The sequence below is a fragment of the Microbulbifer sp. GL-2 genome (assembly GCF_007183175.1).
Lineage (GTDB): Bacteria > Pseudomonadota > Gammaproteobacteria > Pseudomonadales > Cellvibrionaceae > Microbulbifer.
Genome location: NZ_AP019807.1, coordinates 2853104 through 2868574 on the forward strand (window position 1 = coordinate 2853104; position 15471 = coordinate 2868574).

Annotated in this window: 18 protein-coding genes; 8 read left to right on the forward strand and 10 right to left on the reverse strand. The window is 51.3% G+C overall.

From position 1 onward, the window contains the following. The first annotated feature begins 181 nt into the window (after positions 1-181). Positions 182-1357: an MFS transporter gene (locus GL2_RS12435; RefSeq protein WP_232053609.1), complete on the forward strand. Its 1176-nt coding sequence runs from the start codon at positions 182-184 to the stop codon at positions 1355-1357. A 157-nt stretch (positions 1358-1514) separates the two neighbouring features. On the opposite strand, the gene GL2_RS12440 is transcribed toward GL2_RS12435, so the two are convergent. Together GL2_RS12440 and GL2_RS12445 are read right to left on the reverse strand one after the other, a co-directional pair. Continuing rightward, positions 1515-3551: an NADPH-dependent 2,4-dienoyl-CoA reductase gene (locus GL2_RS12440; protein ID WP_143730956.1), complete on the reverse strand. Its 2037-nt coding sequence runs from the start codon at positions 3549-3551 to the stop codon at positions 1515-1517. A 228-nt stretch (positions 3552-3779) separates the two neighbouring features. Continuing rightward, complete coding sequence (locus GL2_RS12445; protein WP_143730957.1) at positions 3780-4673, reverse strand: LysR family transcriptional regulator; 894 nt, start codon at positions 4671-4673, stop codon at positions 3780-3782. Positions 4674-4781: 108 nt separating this feature from the next. On the opposite strand from GL2_RS12445, the gene GL2_RS12450 reads away from it, so the two are divergent. The 6 genes from GL2_RS12450 (at position 4782) to GL2_RS12475 (ending at position 9921) form a co-directional block, all read left to right on the forward strand. Next, positions 4782-5459 carry a histidine phosphatase family protein gene (locus GL2_RS12450; protein ID WP_143730958.1) on the forward strand — a complete coding sequence of 226 codons (678 nt, stop codon included), beginning with the start codon at positions 4782-4784 and terminating at the stop codon, positions 5457-5459. Between the two features lie 29 nt (positions 5460-5488). Next, positions 5489-6721 (forward strand): acyl-CoA dehydrogenase family protein, encoded by a 1233-nt coding sequence (locus GL2_RS12455; RefSeq protein WP_143730959.1) that lies wholly within the window; start codon positions 5489-5491, stop codon positions 6719-6721. Beyond that, complete coding sequence (locus GL2_RS12460) at positions 6714-7769, forward strand: phosphotransferase (protein ID WP_143730960.1); 1056 nt, start codon at positions 6714-6716, stop codon at positions 7767-7769. The genes GL2_RS12455 and GL2_RS12460 overlap by 8 nt, the downstream gene beginning before the upstream one ends. 52 nt (positions 7770-7821) lie before the next feature. Beyond that, positions 7822-8598 (forward strand): SDR family oxidoreductase, encoded by a 777-nt coding sequence (locus GL2_RS12465; RefSeq protein ID WP_143730961.1) that lies wholly within the window; start codon positions 7822-7824, stop codon positions 8596-8598. A gap of 1 nt (position 8599) precedes the next feature. Further along, on the forward strand, positions 8600-9376 hold the full coding sequence (locus GL2_RS12470) for an SDR family NAD(P)-dependent oxidoreductase (protein ID WP_143730962.1): 777 nt from the start codon (positions 8600-8602) through the stop codon (positions 9374-9376). An 86-nt stretch (positions 9377-9462) separates the two neighbouring features. Then, entirely contained in the window at positions 9463-9921 is a 459-nt protein-coding gene (locus tag GL2_RS12475; RefSeq protein ID WP_143730963.1) for a MaoC family dehydratase, read from the forward strand. A gap of 26 nt (positions 9922-9947) precedes the next feature. Here the strand turns inward: GL2_RS12475 and GL2_RS12480 are convergent, their stop codons facing one another. The 5 genes from GL2_RS12480 to dinB form a co-directional block, all read right to left on the reverse strand. Continuing rightward, positions 9948-10268, reverse strand: a complete 321-nt coding sequence (locus tag GL2_RS12480) for a hypothetical protein (RefSeq protein ID WP_143730964.1) — start codon at positions 10266-10268, stop codon at positions 9948-9950. 12 nt (positions 10269-10280) lie between these two features. Further along, positions 10281-10859: a hypothetical protein gene (locus GL2_RS12485; protein ID WP_143730965.1), complete on the reverse strand. Its 579-nt coding sequence runs from the start codon at positions 10857-10859 to the stop codon at positions 10281-10283. Between the two features lie 125 nt (positions 10860-10984). Next, positions 10985-11434 carry a hypothetical protein gene (locus GL2_RS12490; protein ID WP_143730966.1) on the reverse strand — a complete coding sequence of 150 codons (450 nt, stop codon included), beginning with the start codon at positions 11432-11434 and terminating at the stop codon, positions 10985-10987. Between the two features lie 13 nt (positions 11435-11447). Continuing rightward, on the reverse strand, positions 11448-11975 hold the full coding sequence (locus GL2_RS12495) for an RNA polymerase sigma factor (protein WP_143730967.1): 528 nt from the start codon (positions 11973-11975) through the stop codon (positions 11448-11450). A 306-nt stretch (positions 11976-12281) separates the two neighbouring features. Further along, complete coding sequence (gene dinB, locus GL2_RS12500; RefSeq protein ID WP_143730968.1) at positions 12282-13358, reverse strand: DNA polymerase IV; 1077 nt, start codon at positions 13356-13358, stop codon at positions 12282-12284. 98 nt (positions 13359-13456) lie between these two features. Between dinB and GL2_RS12505 the strand changes: the two genes are divergently transcribed. Then, a complete protein-coding gene (locus tag GL2_RS12505; protein WP_143730969.1) occupies positions 13457-14002 on the forward strand; it encodes a carboxymuconolactone decarboxylase family protein in 546 nt (181 codons plus the stop codon). A gap of 46 nt (positions 14003-14048) precedes the next feature. On the opposite strand, the gene GL2_RS12510 is transcribed toward GL2_RS12505, so the two are convergent. The 3 genes from GL2_RS12510 to fdxA all read right to left on the reverse strand — a co-directional run bounded on the left by GL2_RS12510 (position 14049) and on the right by fdxA (position 15369). Further along, complete coding sequence (locus tag GL2_RS12510) at positions 14049-14216, reverse strand: DUF1328 domain-containing protein (RefSeq protein WP_143730970.1); 168 nt, start codon at positions 14214-14216, stop codon at positions 14049-14051. A 91-nt stretch (positions 14217-14307) separates the two neighbouring features. Beyond that, complete coding sequence (locus GL2_RS12515) at positions 14308-14976, reverse strand: polysaccharide deacetylase family protein (protein WP_143730971.1); 669 nt, start codon at positions 14974-14976, stop codon at positions 14308-14310. 69 nt (positions 14977-15045) lie between these two features. Beyond that, complete coding sequence (gene fdxA / locus GL2_RS12520) at positions 15046-15369, reverse strand: ferredoxin FdxA (RefSeq protein ID WP_020411359.1); 324 nt, start codon at positions 15367-15369, stop codon at positions 15046-15048. Positions 15370-15471 lie beyond the last annotated feature (102 nt).

The window sequence follows — 15471 nt, forward strand, 5'->3', positions numbered from 1 at the left end:
TGTAAATTTTCCAATATCTGGCGTGAAGTTCAAATGGCCTTATTGGCGGTTTGAAAACATGGAAGATAGAGATGTGGAGTAGTAGGTAATGCGTAGGAACTGGTGGCAGAGCATAAGGAGCTTTCCTCCTCTGGTCTGGATAATATTAATTGGGAGCTTTTTTAGCCGTGGTACTTACTTTATGGTTTGGCCTTTCCTGGCCATCCTCCTATTTAAAAAATTTGAATTGGATACAACCGAGATTGGTTTGATCCTCAGTGCATCTGCAATTGGCGCAGCCCTTTTTGGGTTCTATGTAGGTGCTCTTTCAGATCGCTATGGTCGCCGTAATATCTTGTTACTGGGTTCAGTAATTAACCTATTTTCTTTTGCTCTATTAGCGATAACCCACACATTACCGGGGTTTATTCTGGTAATGACACTCTGTTCCATTGGTCGAGCGGTTTGGGAGCCACCGGCTAGTGCGCTGATTGGTGATTTGATTGATAACCAGTCAAACCGCGAGCTGGCTCTACAGTTGCGTTATTTCCTGATTAATGCGGGTGCGGCACTGGGACCAATAGTTGGTGTTTGGGCCGGACTCAGTGCGCAGCAGTCTACCTTCGGTTTAACCTCGCTAAGTTATCTGTTGTTGGCACTGGCCTTTGTCTGGGGCTTTGCAAAAACAGGGACGGGACATCTGGCAAATGTGCGGGGAGATAGCACTGTGGCCCTGGGTAATACCCTTTCAGTATTGCGCAAGGACCATGTGTTCATGGTGGTGATTATCGCCAATATCCTGACAATGTTTATCTATGCTCATATGGATTCCAGCCTGGTGCAGTACCTGACTCGTTCAGGGACGGTGCGACTAGTTGAGCTGATTTCCAGCATGATCTTTATCAACGCGATAACGATTGTGCTATTGCAGTTTCCGCTGATGCAGCTAATGCACAGTCTGGATATAAAAGAACGAATCATGACAGGATTAATTATATTAGCCGTTGCCCAAATGTGGTTTGCCCTGAATCCGGTACATTGGTTTTGGGGTTGGATGGGGGCGACTTTTGTCCTCAGTCTGGCGGAGGCGATTCTCTTCCCTACCATGAGTGTACAGATTGACCGCTTGGCGCCCGAGCATTTACGAGGCACTTATTTTGGTGCCGCTTCTTTCTATGCATTGGGTTGGGCCATGGCACCCTTGGCGGGTGGCGTGATTCTTGAATGGTGGGGTGGGTCAGTACTCTATTGGATGCTGTTGGCGCTTTGTGGATTGGTGTTTGTACTCTATCGCATCACGGCTTACCTTTCCCGCCCACAGTGGCCGGAACTGGAAGAACAGGTGCTTACTTCTAGTGAAAGCGCTAAACCCATTTGATTAATGAAGTCGCTAATTGGGATGATGTACTACAGATGTATAAATAAAAAAGGGCTTTTGAGACATAAAAACGGGAAGCCCAGCAATTGTAAGCTGAGGCTTCCCGATCTGGGTGGGTTAACAAGATTCCCTGACAGGGGTATGTCAGGGGATTTGTTTAAATCTCTGCAGCGAGGCGTGAGCCCTGGTCGATAGCGCGCTTGGCGTCTAGTTCTGCGGCTTCGTCGGCACCACCAATCAGGTGGGTTTTCACACCGCGCTCCAGCAAGGCTTCATACAGCTTGCGAGCAGGCTCCTGACCGGCGCAGACAATAATGTTATCTACCTCCAGCAGCCGCTCCTCGTCACCTACACGAATGTGCAGCCCCTTATCGTCAATTTTGTCGTAAAGAGCGCCTGCAATCATTTCTACTTTACGGTGTTGCAGGCTGCCACGGTGAATCCAGCCAGTGGTTTTACCCAGGCCGGCACCCACTTTGGTAGTTTTCCGCTGCAGCAGGTAAACCTGGCGCGGAGTGGTTACGGCTTCGCGGGGTTTCAGGCCTGAGCGTTGTTCCAGCTCAATATCCACACCCCATTCGCTGAAGAACTCTTCCTTGTCGCTGGCGAGCACGGTTTCTTCGCTGGAATGCGGGCCGTCGTGGGTCAGGTATTCCGCCACATCGAAGCCAATACCACCGGCGCCGATAATTGCTACTTTTTCACCCACGGGCTTCTTATGCTTGAGGACGTCCAGATAACCCATCACTTTATCACTTTCGATACCTGGAATCGGCGGGGTGCGCGGCTCGATGCCGGTGGCAATAATCACTTCATCAAAAGACTGCAGGTTTTCTGCAGTAGCGATGGTTTCGAGTTTAACCTCAACGCCAGTCACTTCCAGGCGGCGCTTGAAATAGCGTAGGGTTTCCTGGAATTCCGCTTTGCCGGGGATCTGTTTGGCGATATTGAATTGGCCACCGATCTTATTGCTGCCTTCAAACAGGGTGACCTGATGGCCGCGTTCAGCGGCGACAGTGGATGCGGCCAAACCGGCGGGGCCGGCGCCAATTACGGCAACCTTTTTCACATTACCGGTGGGCAGGTAGTTCAGCTCCGTTTCGTGACAGGCGCGCGGGTTCACCAGGCAGGAGGTGAGCTTCAGCTGGAAAGTGTGGTCCAGGCAGGCCTGGTTACAGCCGATGCAAGTATTGATTTCATCGGCGCGGCCCTCCGCGGCTTTATTGACGAAATCGGAATCAGCGAGGAAAGGGCGCGCCATGGAGATCATATCCGCCTGACCGGAGGAGAGTATTTCCTCTGCCACTTCCGGCACATTGATACGATTACTGGCGACTACCGGGATGGACAGGTGCTTTTTCACTTTCGCGGTAATATCGGTGAATGCCGCACGGGGAACATTGGTGGCGATAGTGGGAACGCGCGCTTCGTGCCAGCCGATACCGGTATTAATAATAGTGGCACCAGCTTTTTCGATAGCCTGGCCAAGGGCGGCGACTTCATCGAAGTCACTGCCGTCTTCCACCAGGTCCAGCATGGACAGGCGGTAAATAATAATAAAGTCTTCGCCAATGGCCTCGCGCACTCGGCGTACGACTTCGATCGGCAGGCGAATGCGGTTCTCGAAGCTGCCACCCCACTCATCGGTGCGTTTGTTGGTGCGTTTTACGATGAACTGATTAATGAAGTAGCCCTCGGAGCCCATGATTTCCACGCCGTCGTAACCGGCCTCGCGGGCCAGGGTGGCACAGCGCACATAGTCATCGATCTGGCCTTCGATTTCCTCGCTGGTCAGCTCACGGGGAGTGAAGGGGTTGATTGGGGCCTGAATGGGGGAGGGGGCGATCAGGTTTTCATTGTAGGCGTAGCGGCCGGTATGCAGTATCTGCATACAGATCTTACCGCCTTCTGCATGGACTGCTTCGGTGACTTCCCGGTGTTGCTGGGCTTCTTCAGGGGTGTTCATCTTTGAGGCGCCCTTAAATACACCGCTCTCTTCGTTCGGCGCGATGCCACCGGTTACAATCAAGCCAACGCCACCGCGGGCTCGTTCGGCATAAAAGGCCGCCAAACGGGTAAAGCCGCCGGGGTGTTCTTCCAGGTTGGTGTGCATGGAGCCCATCAGCACCCGGTTTTTCAGGGTGGTGAAGCCCAGATCCAGGGGGGCAAGCATATTAGAGTAGGCTTGGGACATGGCAAAATTCTCTTTTTGTAACCTTTGGGGTTCGTCTTTATCTGCAAAGAGCTAATATGCAAAGAGTTGCATATCGTTACCCAGCAGGATAACAAGAGCCGCTGGCGCGAAACAGTGACCTTTCCGGTCGAATTCAATGATCAATTCCCGACGCTTTCCCAACCTACTTGCGTCCCATTCTCATTTGGTAGAACTGCTTGTTTTTAAAAGGCTTTTTACACTGTTTATTTATTTCGCCAGGACCGCCAGGAGTTGCTCACGTATCCAGCGATTGGCGGGGTCATCGTGTTGGTTTTTGTGCCATAGCAGGTGCCAGTCCATCAGTGGAATTTGGAAGGGAAGTTCAAATAAACGCGCCGAATACTGACTGGCCAGACTGGCGGGCACCGTCAGGGCCAAGTCGGTGCGCAAGACCACTAAGGGCGCCACCCGGTAGTGCTGTACACGCAACTTGATAGTGCGTCGTCGCCCCAGTTTATTCAGGGCGATATCTGCTAGGCCAGGGCCTGTGCGCCTGCTGGAAACATGGATGTGTTCCAGCTGTAGGTATTGATCAAGTGTCAGGCTGGACTCGCTGGCCAGGGGGTGCTCGTTCCGCAACATACAGAGATAGCGGTCCTGGTGCAGACGCTGCTGTTGTAGCTGGGGTGCGGTTGCCAGTGGTATATCCAGGGCGAAATCCAATGTATTGGCTGCCAGTTCCTTGGCCAGCTGGTCCCTGGGCACGTGAAATGATTCAACTGTGACCCCCGGCGCATCTTTTTCCAGTCGTTCCAGTAAATGCGGTAGCAGCAGGGTTTCCGCCATATCGTTCATGGATAATCGCAATGTCTTGCGCGCCAGGGCGGGGTCGAAAAGGCGGTGTTCGTTCAGGCTGGTGCCAAGCAGGGAAAGGGCCTGTTGTACCTTGGGCATAATGGACTCTGTAAAGGGGGTGGGGGTCATGCCGGATGGCCCGCGGATAAATAGTGGGTCCTCCAGGGTACGGCGTAAACGCGCCAGGGCATTACTTACAGCTGGCTGGGTGATGTGCAACTGCTCAGCTGCACGGGTGAGGTTACGCGCGATATAAATGGCTTCCAGAACCAGGAAGAGGTTCATATCCATTTTTTGTAGCTGCATAAGCACTTCAATTATAAGCGTTGTGAATGATTGTATATTCGCACAATAAACTTTGATGATTCAAATGAGAGGGCTAGGGTTGGGGTTTGATAAAAAAAGGAGCTAGTTGTGGCCGAATCAATAGTGGTACGCCATGGTCAGGCGTCCTTCGGCGCAGATGACTACGACAACCTCTCGGAAGTTGGATGGCAGCAATCTCGATGGCTGGGGGAATACTGGCGGCAGACTGGCCAGAAATTCGATCGGATTCTCTGTGGCAGCTTGCGCCGCCACCAGCAGACCACCAAGGGCATTTGTGAAGGCCTTGGTATTGAAGTAGAGAGTCGCTTAACTGTGCTCCCCCAGCTGGATGAGTTCGATTTTCTCGAGGTGGCACATCTCTACAGCGAGAAAAATCCCGCCGCTAAGCCGGTTCCCAATGCTTCACGTGCTGATTTTTATCGGTTTTTAATGCAGGGCATGCTCGCCTGGTCGGCAGGGGAAATTGCACCGGCCGAGAGCTGGCAGGAGTTTGAAAATCGTATTCGTGAAGTTTTGGAATTTATCAGTGACAGCCCCAAAGGCGGTAAAACCTTGGTGGTCAGTTCCGGTGGTGCTATTGCAATGATGGTACGACAGGTATTGGGAGGCCCTCCCGAGTCGGTGATCAAACTCAATATGCAAATTCAGAATACCGGCACCAGTCGCTTTTTCTCTAGTGCCGGGCAGGGTCTTAGCCTGCACAGTTTCAATCATGTGCCTCACCTTGAGAGGGATGAGCGCCACACATCTGTTACCTATAGCTGAATCTATAGCTTAAATAAAGGTGGAAAAACATGGAGTTTGAATATTCAGAAAAGGTACAGCGTCTGCTGGAGCGGCTCAAAGATTTTATGCGGGAGCATGTATACCCTGCTGAGAATATCTACTTACAACAGCTGCAGGAAGATCGCTGGGGAGAGCCTCCCATTATGGAGGCCTTGAAAGAAAAGGCTCGCGAAGCAGAGCTGTGGAATTTGTTCCTCCCAGACTCGCGTTATGGTGCCGGCCTTACCAACCTGGAATATGCGCCCCTGGCGGAAGAGATGGGTAAGGTTCTATTCGCTTCAGAAATATTTAATTGCAGTGCGCCAGATACGGGCAATATGGAAGTACTGACCCAATACGGATCGGAGGCACAGCGGGAAACCTGGCTGCGGCCATTGCTGGAGGGCAGTATTCGCTCGGCATTTGCCATGACCGAACCCAAGGTAGCCTCCTCCGATGCTACGAATATTGAAACCTCCATCGTGCGTGACGGTGATGAATATGTGATTAACGGCCACAAGTTCTATATTAGTGGCCTGATGAATAAGCGCTGCAAGATTATGATTGTGATGGGTAAGAGCGACCCCAGCAACCCAAATCGCCACCATCAGCAGTCGCAAATTCTGGTTCCCACCGATACCCCTGGAGTCAAAATAATTCGGCCTATGCGGGTTTTCGGTTACGACGATGCCCCTGAAGGTCATGCTGAAGTTATTTTTGATAATGTACGAGTGCCCGCTGCTAACTTGATTCTCGGTGAGGGGCGCGGTTTTGAAATTGCCCAGGGGCGCTTGGGGCCGGGTAGAATCCATCACTGTATGCGCCTGATTGGCCAGGCACAGCGCGCGCTGGAAATGATGGCAAGCCGGGCGGAAACCCGGGTTGTGTTTGGCAGGCCCATGAGCAAGCAGGGTTCTGTGCGTGAGGATATTGCCAAGTCAGCCTGTGAAATTGAACAGGCACGTCTGCTAACCTTAAAAGCTGCCGCGCAGATGGACCGGCTCGGGAATAAGGCGGCCAAAGACCTGATCGCCATGATTAAAATTGTTGCACCGCAAATGGCCTGTAACGTGATTGACCGTGCGATTCAGATTCACGGTGCGGCCGGATTAAGTCAGGACTATAGTCTGGCCCACCACTACGCTTATGCGCGTACTATCCGTTTAGCAGATGGGCCGGATCAGGTTCACATGATGCAGTTGGGACGCAACCTGGCTGCCAGTTACGCCGCAGAGACTGCACAGGGAGTGGAGTATGTCTGAAACAGTAAAGGAATCACGCAGCTCGGTGGAGGCTTTACCACTGGAGAAACTGCAGGAATATCTCAGTACAAACGTAGAGGGTTTTTCCGGGCCGCTGAATGTCAGTAAATTTTCTGGAGGCCAATCAAATCCCACCTTTAAATTGGAAACACCCACAAGTACTTATGTATTGCGCCGGCAGCCGCCGGGAAAACTGCTTAAATCCGCTCATGCAGTGGATCGTGAGTACCGGGTAATGTCAGCTTTGGGCAATACCGATGTACCGGTGCCCAGAGTTTTACATTTATGTGAAGACCGCGATTTAATCGGCTCTATGTTTTACCTGATGGAATATTGCGAGGGGCGGATTTTCTGGAATGCCGCAATTCCTGAAGTGGATGCCTCAGCGCGCAGTACCATGTACGATGAAATGAATCGGGTACTCGCCGCTTTACATAGCCTCGACATCGATGCCTTGGGCCTGTCCGATTATGGCCGCCCCGGTAATTATTTCCAGCGGCAACTGGAGCGCTGGACAGGACAGTACCGCGCTTCGGAAACCCAGCATATCGCCGCGATGGAAGAGTTGATCGAATGGCTCGGTACCACACTACCCGAAGACGATGGCCAGGTAGCTCTGGTGCACGGTGATTACCGTCTCGACAATATGATCTTCCACCCCGAAGAACCCAAAATTATTGCCCTTCTGGATTGGGAGCTTTCTACTCTGGGGCACCCCTTTGCGGATCTCGCTTACCAATGTATGCAAATGCGGATGCCCGCAGGGGGTGACAAGATGTCTGGCCTGTTGGGATTGGATATTGCGTCGCTAGGCATTCCCTCTGAACAGGCCTATGTGGCGAGGTATTGTGAACATATGGGGATCGAACGAATTGATAACTGGCCCTTCTATCTGGCATTCAGCTTTTTCCGTCTGGCGGCGATAGTTCAAGGGGTGGCTAAGCGTGCGCAGGATGGTAATGCCTCCAACCGCAATGCGGCGAGCCTCGGCGCCCTGGTGGACCCCCTGGCGCAAACAGCAATGAGTATCGCCTGCGAGGCCGATTAGAAGCACTACTCGTTAAAAAGTATTTAGTTTTAGAGAATGATAAGGATAAAAAATGACAAATAATCTTTTTGATCTCACAGGGAAAATTGCCTTGGTAACGGGTGCGAGCCGCGGCATTGGCGAGGCGGTTGCTAAGCTGTTGGCTGAGCAGGGTGCCCATGTACTGGTATCCAGCCGGAAAATTGATGGTTGCCAAGCTGTTGCCGATGCGATTGTCGATGCCGGTGGTAAAGCGGAAGCTGTGCCTTGCCATATTGGCAATATGGAGGATATCCAAAAAATATTTACCGCTATCCATGAGCGTTTTGGAAAGCTGGATATTCTGGTAAATAACGCAGCCACCAATCCCTATTTTGGACATATCCTAGATACTGATCTCGCAGCATTTGAAAAAACTGTCGAAGTGAATATTCGCGGTTATTTCTTTATGTCTGTAGAAGCGGGAAAATTGATGCGAGAGCAGGGCGGTGGTGTGATCGTTAATACCGCCTCAGTGAATGCTCTGCAGCCCGGCGTGGGACAGGGAATTTACTCCATTACCAAGGCTGCAGTGGTGAATATGACCAAGGCTTTCGCCAAGGAGTGTGCCCAGTTCAATATTCGCGTTAATGCCTTGTTACCGGGTCTGACTAAAACCAAGTTTGCCGGAGCGCTTTTCTCCCACGAGGATATTTATAAAACCGCGATTGGCCATATCCCTATGCATCGGCATGCGGAACCGGAAGAAATGGCGGGCACTGTACTCTACCTGGTTTCCGATGCCTCCAGTTACACCACTGGTGAGTGTGTAGTGGTGGATGGCGGAATGACGTCCTGCGGGGGGATTTAATATGCAAGATCCAATGTTGGATTTTAGTGACCAAGTTGCGTTAATTACCGGCGCAGCCAGTGGTTTTGGCAAACTTTTGGCCAAAGAGTTGGGTTCTCGTGGAGCGCGCTTGGTGCTCGGAGATATCAATGAAGAGGGGCTGATGCAGCTTGCCGATACGCTGGGCAGTGATGGTATTCAGGTCCGCGCGCAGCGCTGTGATGTCTCTAGTGAGTCGGATTGTGTTGCCTTGGTGCAATTGGCACAGTCTGAATTCGGTGGCTTGAATGTGGCGGTGAATAACGCCGGTATTGCCCCGCCGATGATGTCCCTCAAGCAGACTGACGAAGCGATGATGGATCATCAGTACAATGTAAACCTGAAGGGTGTTTTTTTCGGACTGAAACACCAGCTGCCGCTAATGAAAGACTGCGGAGGTGTGGTTCTCAATGTTTCTTCCATGGCCGGCCTGGGTGGGGCGCCGAAAATAGCCTCCTATGCAGCGGCAAAGCATGGGGTAATTGGACTGACTAAAACTGCGGCTATGGAGAACGCCAAATATGGTATTCGGGTCAATGCTATCTGCCCCTTCTATTGCCTGACTCCTATGGTGACTGCTGTGGAAGCACCGGGAGCCAGCCCTGAGGAAGTCCAGGCGTTTCTCGCCCAAGGCTGTCCCATGAAACGTCTGGGTGAGCCGGAAGAAGTGGTAGCGGCTATGCTGATGCTACTCTCACCCAAGATGACCTATGTTACCGGGCAGGCACTGGCAGTGGATGGAGGCTTATCGGCATTTTAGCGCCTGTACGCCGGTAATATGGGGGCAGCCGCAGTGTGGTTGCCTAACTTATTAACTCGGCTATAAGCCAGAGGAAGGAGCCTTTTATGCCTACCCTAATCCCGCCAGAGAGAATTGATGACTTTATTGGCATTGAGCTTGAGCCCACTCACTGGCTGGAGATAGATCAGCAGCGCGTTAATAACTTTGCTGAGTGCACCATGGATCGACAGTTTATCCATACCGATCCTGAGGCAGCTATGCAAACACCATTTGGCGGCACCATCGCTCACGGATTTCTGACTCTTTCACTGCTGTCACATTTTGTAGAAAAACTCGATATTCAAATCGAGGGTATGCAGATGGTCGTGAATTACGGACTGGAAAAGGTTCGTTTTATTCACCCGGTTAAAGTAGGCAGTAGGGTGTGTGTGCGAACAAAAATCTGTGATATTAGTGAGAAAAAGCAGGGGCAATACCTGGTTAGGCTGCAGGCGACTATGGATATAGAGGGGGAGGCTAGGCCGGCGTTTGTGGCAGAGTGCCTCTTTTTACAGTTGACCTGAACTGTATTCGCAATATTTCGAATAGTTCAAATCTCAACAAGCCAGGGAAAGGTCTTCCTTTCCTTGTTGAGATAAATAACTTCGATGTATTTCCTGTTATCAAAATCGCCAATGTGAATTTCATGTTCGATTACATCGGCGTCATGTTTCCAGCGCAGCTCATAGGGGCCTGCTTCACTGATATTGAATAAAAAGTGGCCGTTCTGATCGCTGCGTGCGGTTGCGATCCGATCCCAACCTTGCATCGCCAATACAGGTTCACACTGGCTAAATAAGAACAGATCCAGGCCTACCTTGGGGGATCGTGATAATTCTGTAATAACTTTACCTTCCAATACTTTATTCACAGCAACTGTTATTCAAAGGGATGCCAGGGCTTGGCGAACTATATTCAAATGGGAGACCGGGATGCCTTTTTTATAGTAGTTGCCGGTAAAGTCTATCTGTTGTACCTGGATAAAAGTTGAAACCAGGGGGCTTCCCCAATAGGGATTTCTGCCCCACCATCCATAGCGCCCCCCACTTCTCGGGTTTCTTTGAAAAAAATTATGAGCCTGATGGACATTGTCATATCTTAGCTGAAAAGTTCTGTTGTCAAAAACACTGTGCGCATCGAATACCACCAAGTGATTCAGGCTGATCCCCATACGGCCAAGGATATTGGCAAGCTTGATTGCGGAAGTGCCTCCTCGACTGTAACCGAACAGCAGTAAACTTTTTTTGTGTGTGGCTCCCTGAACAAGATAATTCCGCGCCCGACGTTTTTCAGTTGGGCCGAACATGCTTCCCCCCAACTCGCCGACCAAGGCGCTGAGTGCCCGATTGTCCCCTGCATTTGCGCCACCGGCGCCATAGAAACCGGCTACGGCCAGAGTGTTTTTGGGTACCACACTCCTGATTGGTTTACCGGTGGGAATTCGGTTGTTGATCAGGGTCATTTTTTAAAGCCAGACTGGGCCGGAAAACTTTGCTTTGGTTGCCTGATCTAGAATGTGCTGGGAGTTTCCAGGCCGGTGTTGGTATTTCATACAGGCTATACACAGATACACAACGACCGTTGTAGCTAGGGCAGAATTCGACAACGCTTTTGTGCAGTCCTACGCAGTTCACGGGGTAGGGAATTTTCCTCTGTTGTGTTCTGTTGCCCTCGCCACTCCTGGCAGAGAGCGACAAAGTTACCAGCGGTGACCTGATCCCGCAAAGCTTGCCAGGGATCAATCTGTGGTTCTGGCTCTATTTCGGGGGGCTGCCATTGGGCGATTTCCAGGGCGGGTTGCCGGTTTTCACTATCCGGTGTCATTCCCGGGGTCAGGGCGCCCAGATGCTGTGCAGGGTGTACCAGCATTAAAATAGCGGCAATAGTGGCGCAGCCGAGAGAGGCCTTGGATAACATCCGGCCAATATCCTTTTTCGGCTGAAGTTCCCTTGCCTGTTGTAACACCTGGGTATCCAGTTGCTGCGGGGAGGTAAAACCTGAAACCTCTTCACGATATTGGTGTTCCCAGTTACTCATGCTTCTACCTCGGTCACTCTTCTATGGCCTCCACTTGCCAGGGTTTTGGATGTGATCCGTAGATTAATGCCTCGATTTGTTCTCGGGCCCGGTGGTAGTACTCCCGGCATTTCTTCAAAGATAATTGTTCGATATCTGCGACCGTCGCCAGTGAAAGTTTGCACTCCATATGGAGAAGCAGAATATTTCTCTGTAACGAGGGAAGCTTCTGAATAGCGTTGAGTACGGCACTTTGCTTGGAGCTATCCTGGGACAGTACATTTTCCTCCCGTGCCGAGTGTTCCCTCAGGGCTTTGTTGATTTGAATAAACAGCCAATTGCGAAAAAGTCTGCCGTGTAGTTGCGGTGGATTCTCCAGTACTTTCTGCCAGAGCTTCTGTAACAATTGTGCGGAGGAAGTCGGTGCCATTTGCATAGAGTACCGATACAAGGCATCTTTATGGCGCGTATAAAGTTGCTGGAACACAGCAGTTTTACGCGTTTCCTTGTAGTGGTCGAGAAGCGCTTCATCAGAGAGATGTATAAATGCTTTGCGGGGCAAATTGTCGCGCCTCCGTACGCGGATAATCCGGGCTCTGCTGGCTTTTAGGGCCTGGGTTTATACGGCGTTGATAATGAAGATTGTAGTATGTTTAAGCGTCGTACTTATTTTCCAGGGCACAGTTTGACTTTGTTTCTTGTCGGTTGGCCTAGTGCCTTTGGGCTTGCGAAGTATAGATCCCCCTATCTTTCCGGGTTTTACATCGGGTAACGGCCAACGCCAGTTTTTGACGAGCGGTAGATTGACGCTTTAAGCCTTTCTGGAGGAGGAAATCAGCGAAAAATAATCATTTTTCCGCTAGGGGAATTATCGAATCAATAAATCGGGTAGAGGCAGCGGTAATTGTTCGGGGCCCTTTCCTGCACGTAAATCAGTCAGTCGGACCCCAACTCCGAGCAGGCGAATGGGACCGGGCCTTTTGTCCCAGCACTCTTGCAGTAGCTGGCGAAACTCAGAAATTCTTCCAGCACGACTACTGCGTTCGTGGGTGCTTTGGGAAAAATCGGCATATTTTACTTTTACGGTGGCGCCGCTAACTTCATAGCGATCATCGAGTTTTTCCATTCGTTCGAGCAGGCGCATATAAAGAGTACTCAATTGCTCCAGCCATTCATCAAACTTGCACAAATCTTCGTTGAAAGTGCGCTCAACACTGACGCTCTTGCGAGAGCCATCACCACTGACCGGTCGCTCGTCGATGCCGCGGCTTAATTCGTAGAGGCGGCGACCAAATTTACCAAAAAGTTTACTCAGTTCAACCTGTGAATAGCGTCTCAGGTCTGCGCAGGTATGAATGCCCTGGCGGTGCATTTTTTCAGCGGTTACCCGGCCCACGCCATGGATCTTTTTTACCGGTAGGCGCAAGACAAACTGGTCTACCTCATCTGGGGTAATTACGGTAAGGCCGTCGGGCTTGCGCCAGTCGCTGGCAATTTTGGCCAGGAACTTATTTGGCGCCACGCCTGCGGAGATGGTGATGCCCAGGTTATCCCTGACTTTCTGGCGGATCTCCTCGGCAATCAATGTGGCGCTGCCCTGGCAGCGGCCGCTATTGCTGACGTCCAGGAAGGCTTCATCGAGGGAGAGGGGCTCAATATCATCGCAATAGTCGAGGAATATCTCGCGGATTTGCCCACTGACTTCGCGGTATTTGGCCATGTTACCGGGTACTACAATCAAGTCAGGGCAGAGCTTCTTGGCCTGGGCAGTCGGCATGGCGGAACGCACGCCATAGCTGCGCGCTTCATAGTTACAGGTGGAGATGACTCCGCGGCGGTCGCTGCTGCCGCCCACAGCCAGTGGGCGCCCACGCAGATTTGGGTCGTCACGCATTTCGACCGAAGCGTAAAAACAATCACAGTCGCAGTGGATGATCTTTCGCATGCTGTGATTATATACAGTGTTCTATAGCGCCAGGTAGTTATTTGTGTCAGCCGGGAGTTAGCCCCGGTTGGATGACAGGTAGGTTAACAGGTAGGTGAATGATGAGTAGCATCCCCTTAGTAGAGTGCCCGGATAGTGATGAAGGGGTGAGGGTCTTTGCAGAAATTCAAGATGAACTGGGAGGGATCCCCAGTATTTTCCGCGTGTACGCCCACCATGAGGGCCTGCTCGAAGCCAACTGGGAGAAGTTCAAGGCAGTTATGTTACACGGTTGCCTGTCGGCCCAATTGAAGGAAGCCATTGGCCTCGCTGTCTCTGCCGATAACCATTGTGATTACGGTATCTACCATCACAGCACCTCGCTACAGATGCTGGGTGTCGATACTGCCGAGATTATGCGCATTCGCACCGACCCCAAACATGTGCACTTCTCCGAGAAAGAACACGCCCTGTTCGATCTTGCCCGAAATGCTAATAGTGCCCCCGACGATCATCGCCAGCACCTGATTGCTGAGGCGCGCAAGCTGGGTGCCAGGGATGACGAGTTGCTCGAAGCGTTGGGGGTGATGGAGCTGGTGTTGGGGTTTAATCACCTGGCAGAGGTGCTGAGTCTCGTCCCCACCCGTACGCCACACCAAAAATAACCCCGGCGTAAGCCGGGGTTTGATTTATTCATTTCTATGAGGGTAGCTACTTGGGTGGCCGTCCTCTGCCAAAGATCAGTGCCAGGACAAACAGTACGATAAAGATAAAGAAGAGGATTTTGGCGATCTCCGTCGCCGTGGTGGCAATACCGCTGAAGCCAAAGAAGGCGGCGATCAGGGCGATAACCAGAAATAAAATGGCCCAGCGCAACATGGCAGTAGCTCCCAATGTGACTGAGGGAGCGGGCCGCAGAGTTCAACGCCCGGCTCCCATTGGCCTTATTGGTAATGTGGCTTGGCGCCGTTCACAAGTCCCTATCTTCCCCGGCTTCTGTCATTTGAGTGAGGGTGACAAAGCGGAATCCTTGCTCCCGAAGCTGAGTGCTGATTAGAGGCAGAGCGGCAATAACCTGTTCACTGTGTTCATACATGGGGTGTAGCATCACCACACTGTGGTCTCTGGCGTTTTCCACAATATACTCGGCGATGGCTTCAGGATTGCGCATATCCACGTGTTGGCGGGGCTCCAGGTCCCAGTGAGCCACCTGGAATTCCTGTTCGGCCAGCAAATCGCTCAACTCCCTGGAAAGGTTGCCGAAAGGCGGCAAAATCATCGGCCGTTCCTGGTAGCCATGGCTTTGCAGCAATTTACAGGTCTTTTTAATTTCCTCTTTGGCACTGCTCAGTGGCAGGTTCGCCAAATTGATATGGGAGTAGCCATGATTCCCCAGCTGATGTCCCGCATCGATAATGGCACGGGTTAGTTCGGGAAATTGCTCCATGCTCTTCCCGACCGGGAAAAAAGTGGCTTTGATATGCAATGAATCAAGCTGCTGTAATAGCGGCTCTGTTGCTCCGGGGGCCGGGCCCTCACCAAATGCCAGGGCAATCTTTTTTCCTTTATCGGTGTTTGCAGATAAAGTCAGTGATAGTCCCAAAAAAATAATTGAAATCGCAGTTGTTATTATTCTCATTTACTGTCCCTGCTTTATTACTACTCAAATATGAAAAAAGCCGTCATTGACGGCTTTTTTCATAATCTGCTATCGCTCGAGAAGTTCGAGCTTGCCTTTCTTACCATCCCACTCCTCGGCATCTGGTAGTGGGTCTTTTTTCTCGGTGATATTTGGCCAGACCTCGGCGAGTTCGGCATTCAGCTCAATATATTCCTGCTGATCATCAGGAACTTCATCCTCCGAGAAAATAGCATTGGCGGGGCACTCCGGCTCGCACAGGGCGCAGTCAATACACTCGTCTGGGTGAATAACCAGGAAGTTGGGGCCTTCGTAAAAACAGTCTACCGGGCAAACCTCTACACAGTCAGTGTATTTGCACTTAATGCAGTTTTCCCCAATTACGAATGTCATGTTTGTCCCTCGATAGTGCCACTGAATTTTTTGTGCAGCGGATTTTATCAATTACTGGCGCGAATTGTAGTGGCTTTTCAGTCGATTTAGTTCACTATTTAT

Coding starts and splice junctions, on each gene's coding strand:
- GL2_RS12515 (WP_143730971.1), bottom strand. CDS start 14,976: ATGAGAATAATAACAACTGCGATTTCAATTATTTTTTTGGGACTATCA.
- GL2_RS12505 (WP_143730969.1), top strand. CDS start 13,457: ATGATGAGTAGCATCCCCTTAGTAGAGTGCCCGGATAGTGATGAAGGG.
- GL2_RS12440 (WP_143730956.1), bottom strand. CDS start 3,551: ATGTCCCAAGCCTACTCTAATATGCTTGCCCCCCTGGATCTGGGCTTC.
- GL2_RS12455 (WP_143730959.1), top strand. CDS start 5,489: ATGGAGTTTGAATATTCAGAAAAGGTACAGCGTCTGCTGGAGCGGCTC.
- GL2_RS12445 (WP_143730957.1), bottom strand. CDS start 4,673: ATGCAGCTACAAAAAATGGATATGAACCTCTTCCTGGTTCTGGAAGCC.
- GL2_RS12435 (WP_232053609.1), top strand. CDS start 182: ATGGTTTGGCCTTTCCTGGCCATCCTCCTATTTAAAAAATTTGAATTG.
- GL2_RS12460 (WP_143730960.1), top strand. CDS start 6,714: ATGTCTGAAACAGTAAAGGAATCACGCAGCTCGGTGGAGGCTTTACCA.
- fdxA (WP_020411359.1), bottom strand. CDS start 15,369: ATGACATTCGTAATTGGGGAAAACTGCATTAAGTGCAAATACACTGAC.
- GL2_RS12475 (WP_143730963.1), top strand. CDS start 9,463: ATGCCTACCCTAATCCCGCCAGAGAGAATTGATGACTTTATTGGCATT.
- GL2_RS12465 (WP_143730961.1), top strand. CDS start 7,822: ATGACAAATAATCTTTTTGATCTCACAGGGAAAATTGCCTTGGTAACG.
- GL2_RS12510 (WP_143730970.1), bottom strand. CDS start 14,216: ATGTTGCGCTGGGCCATTTTATTTCTGGTTATCGCCCTGATCGCCGCC.
- GL2_RS12470 (WP_143730962.1), top strand. CDS start 8,600: ATGCAAGATCCAATGTTGGATTTTAGTGACCAAGTTGCGTTAATTACC.
- GL2_RS12485 (WP_143730965.1), bottom strand. CDS start 10,859: ATGACCCTGATCAACAACCGAATTCCCACCGGTAAACCAATCAGGAGT.
- dinB (WP_143730968.1), bottom strand. CDS start 13,358: ATGCGAAAGATCATCCACTGCGACTGTGATTGTTTTTACGCTTCGGTC.
- GL2_RS12490 (WP_143730966.1), bottom strand. CDS start 11,434: ATGAGTAACTGGGAACACCAATATCGTGAAGAGGTTTCAGGTTTTACC.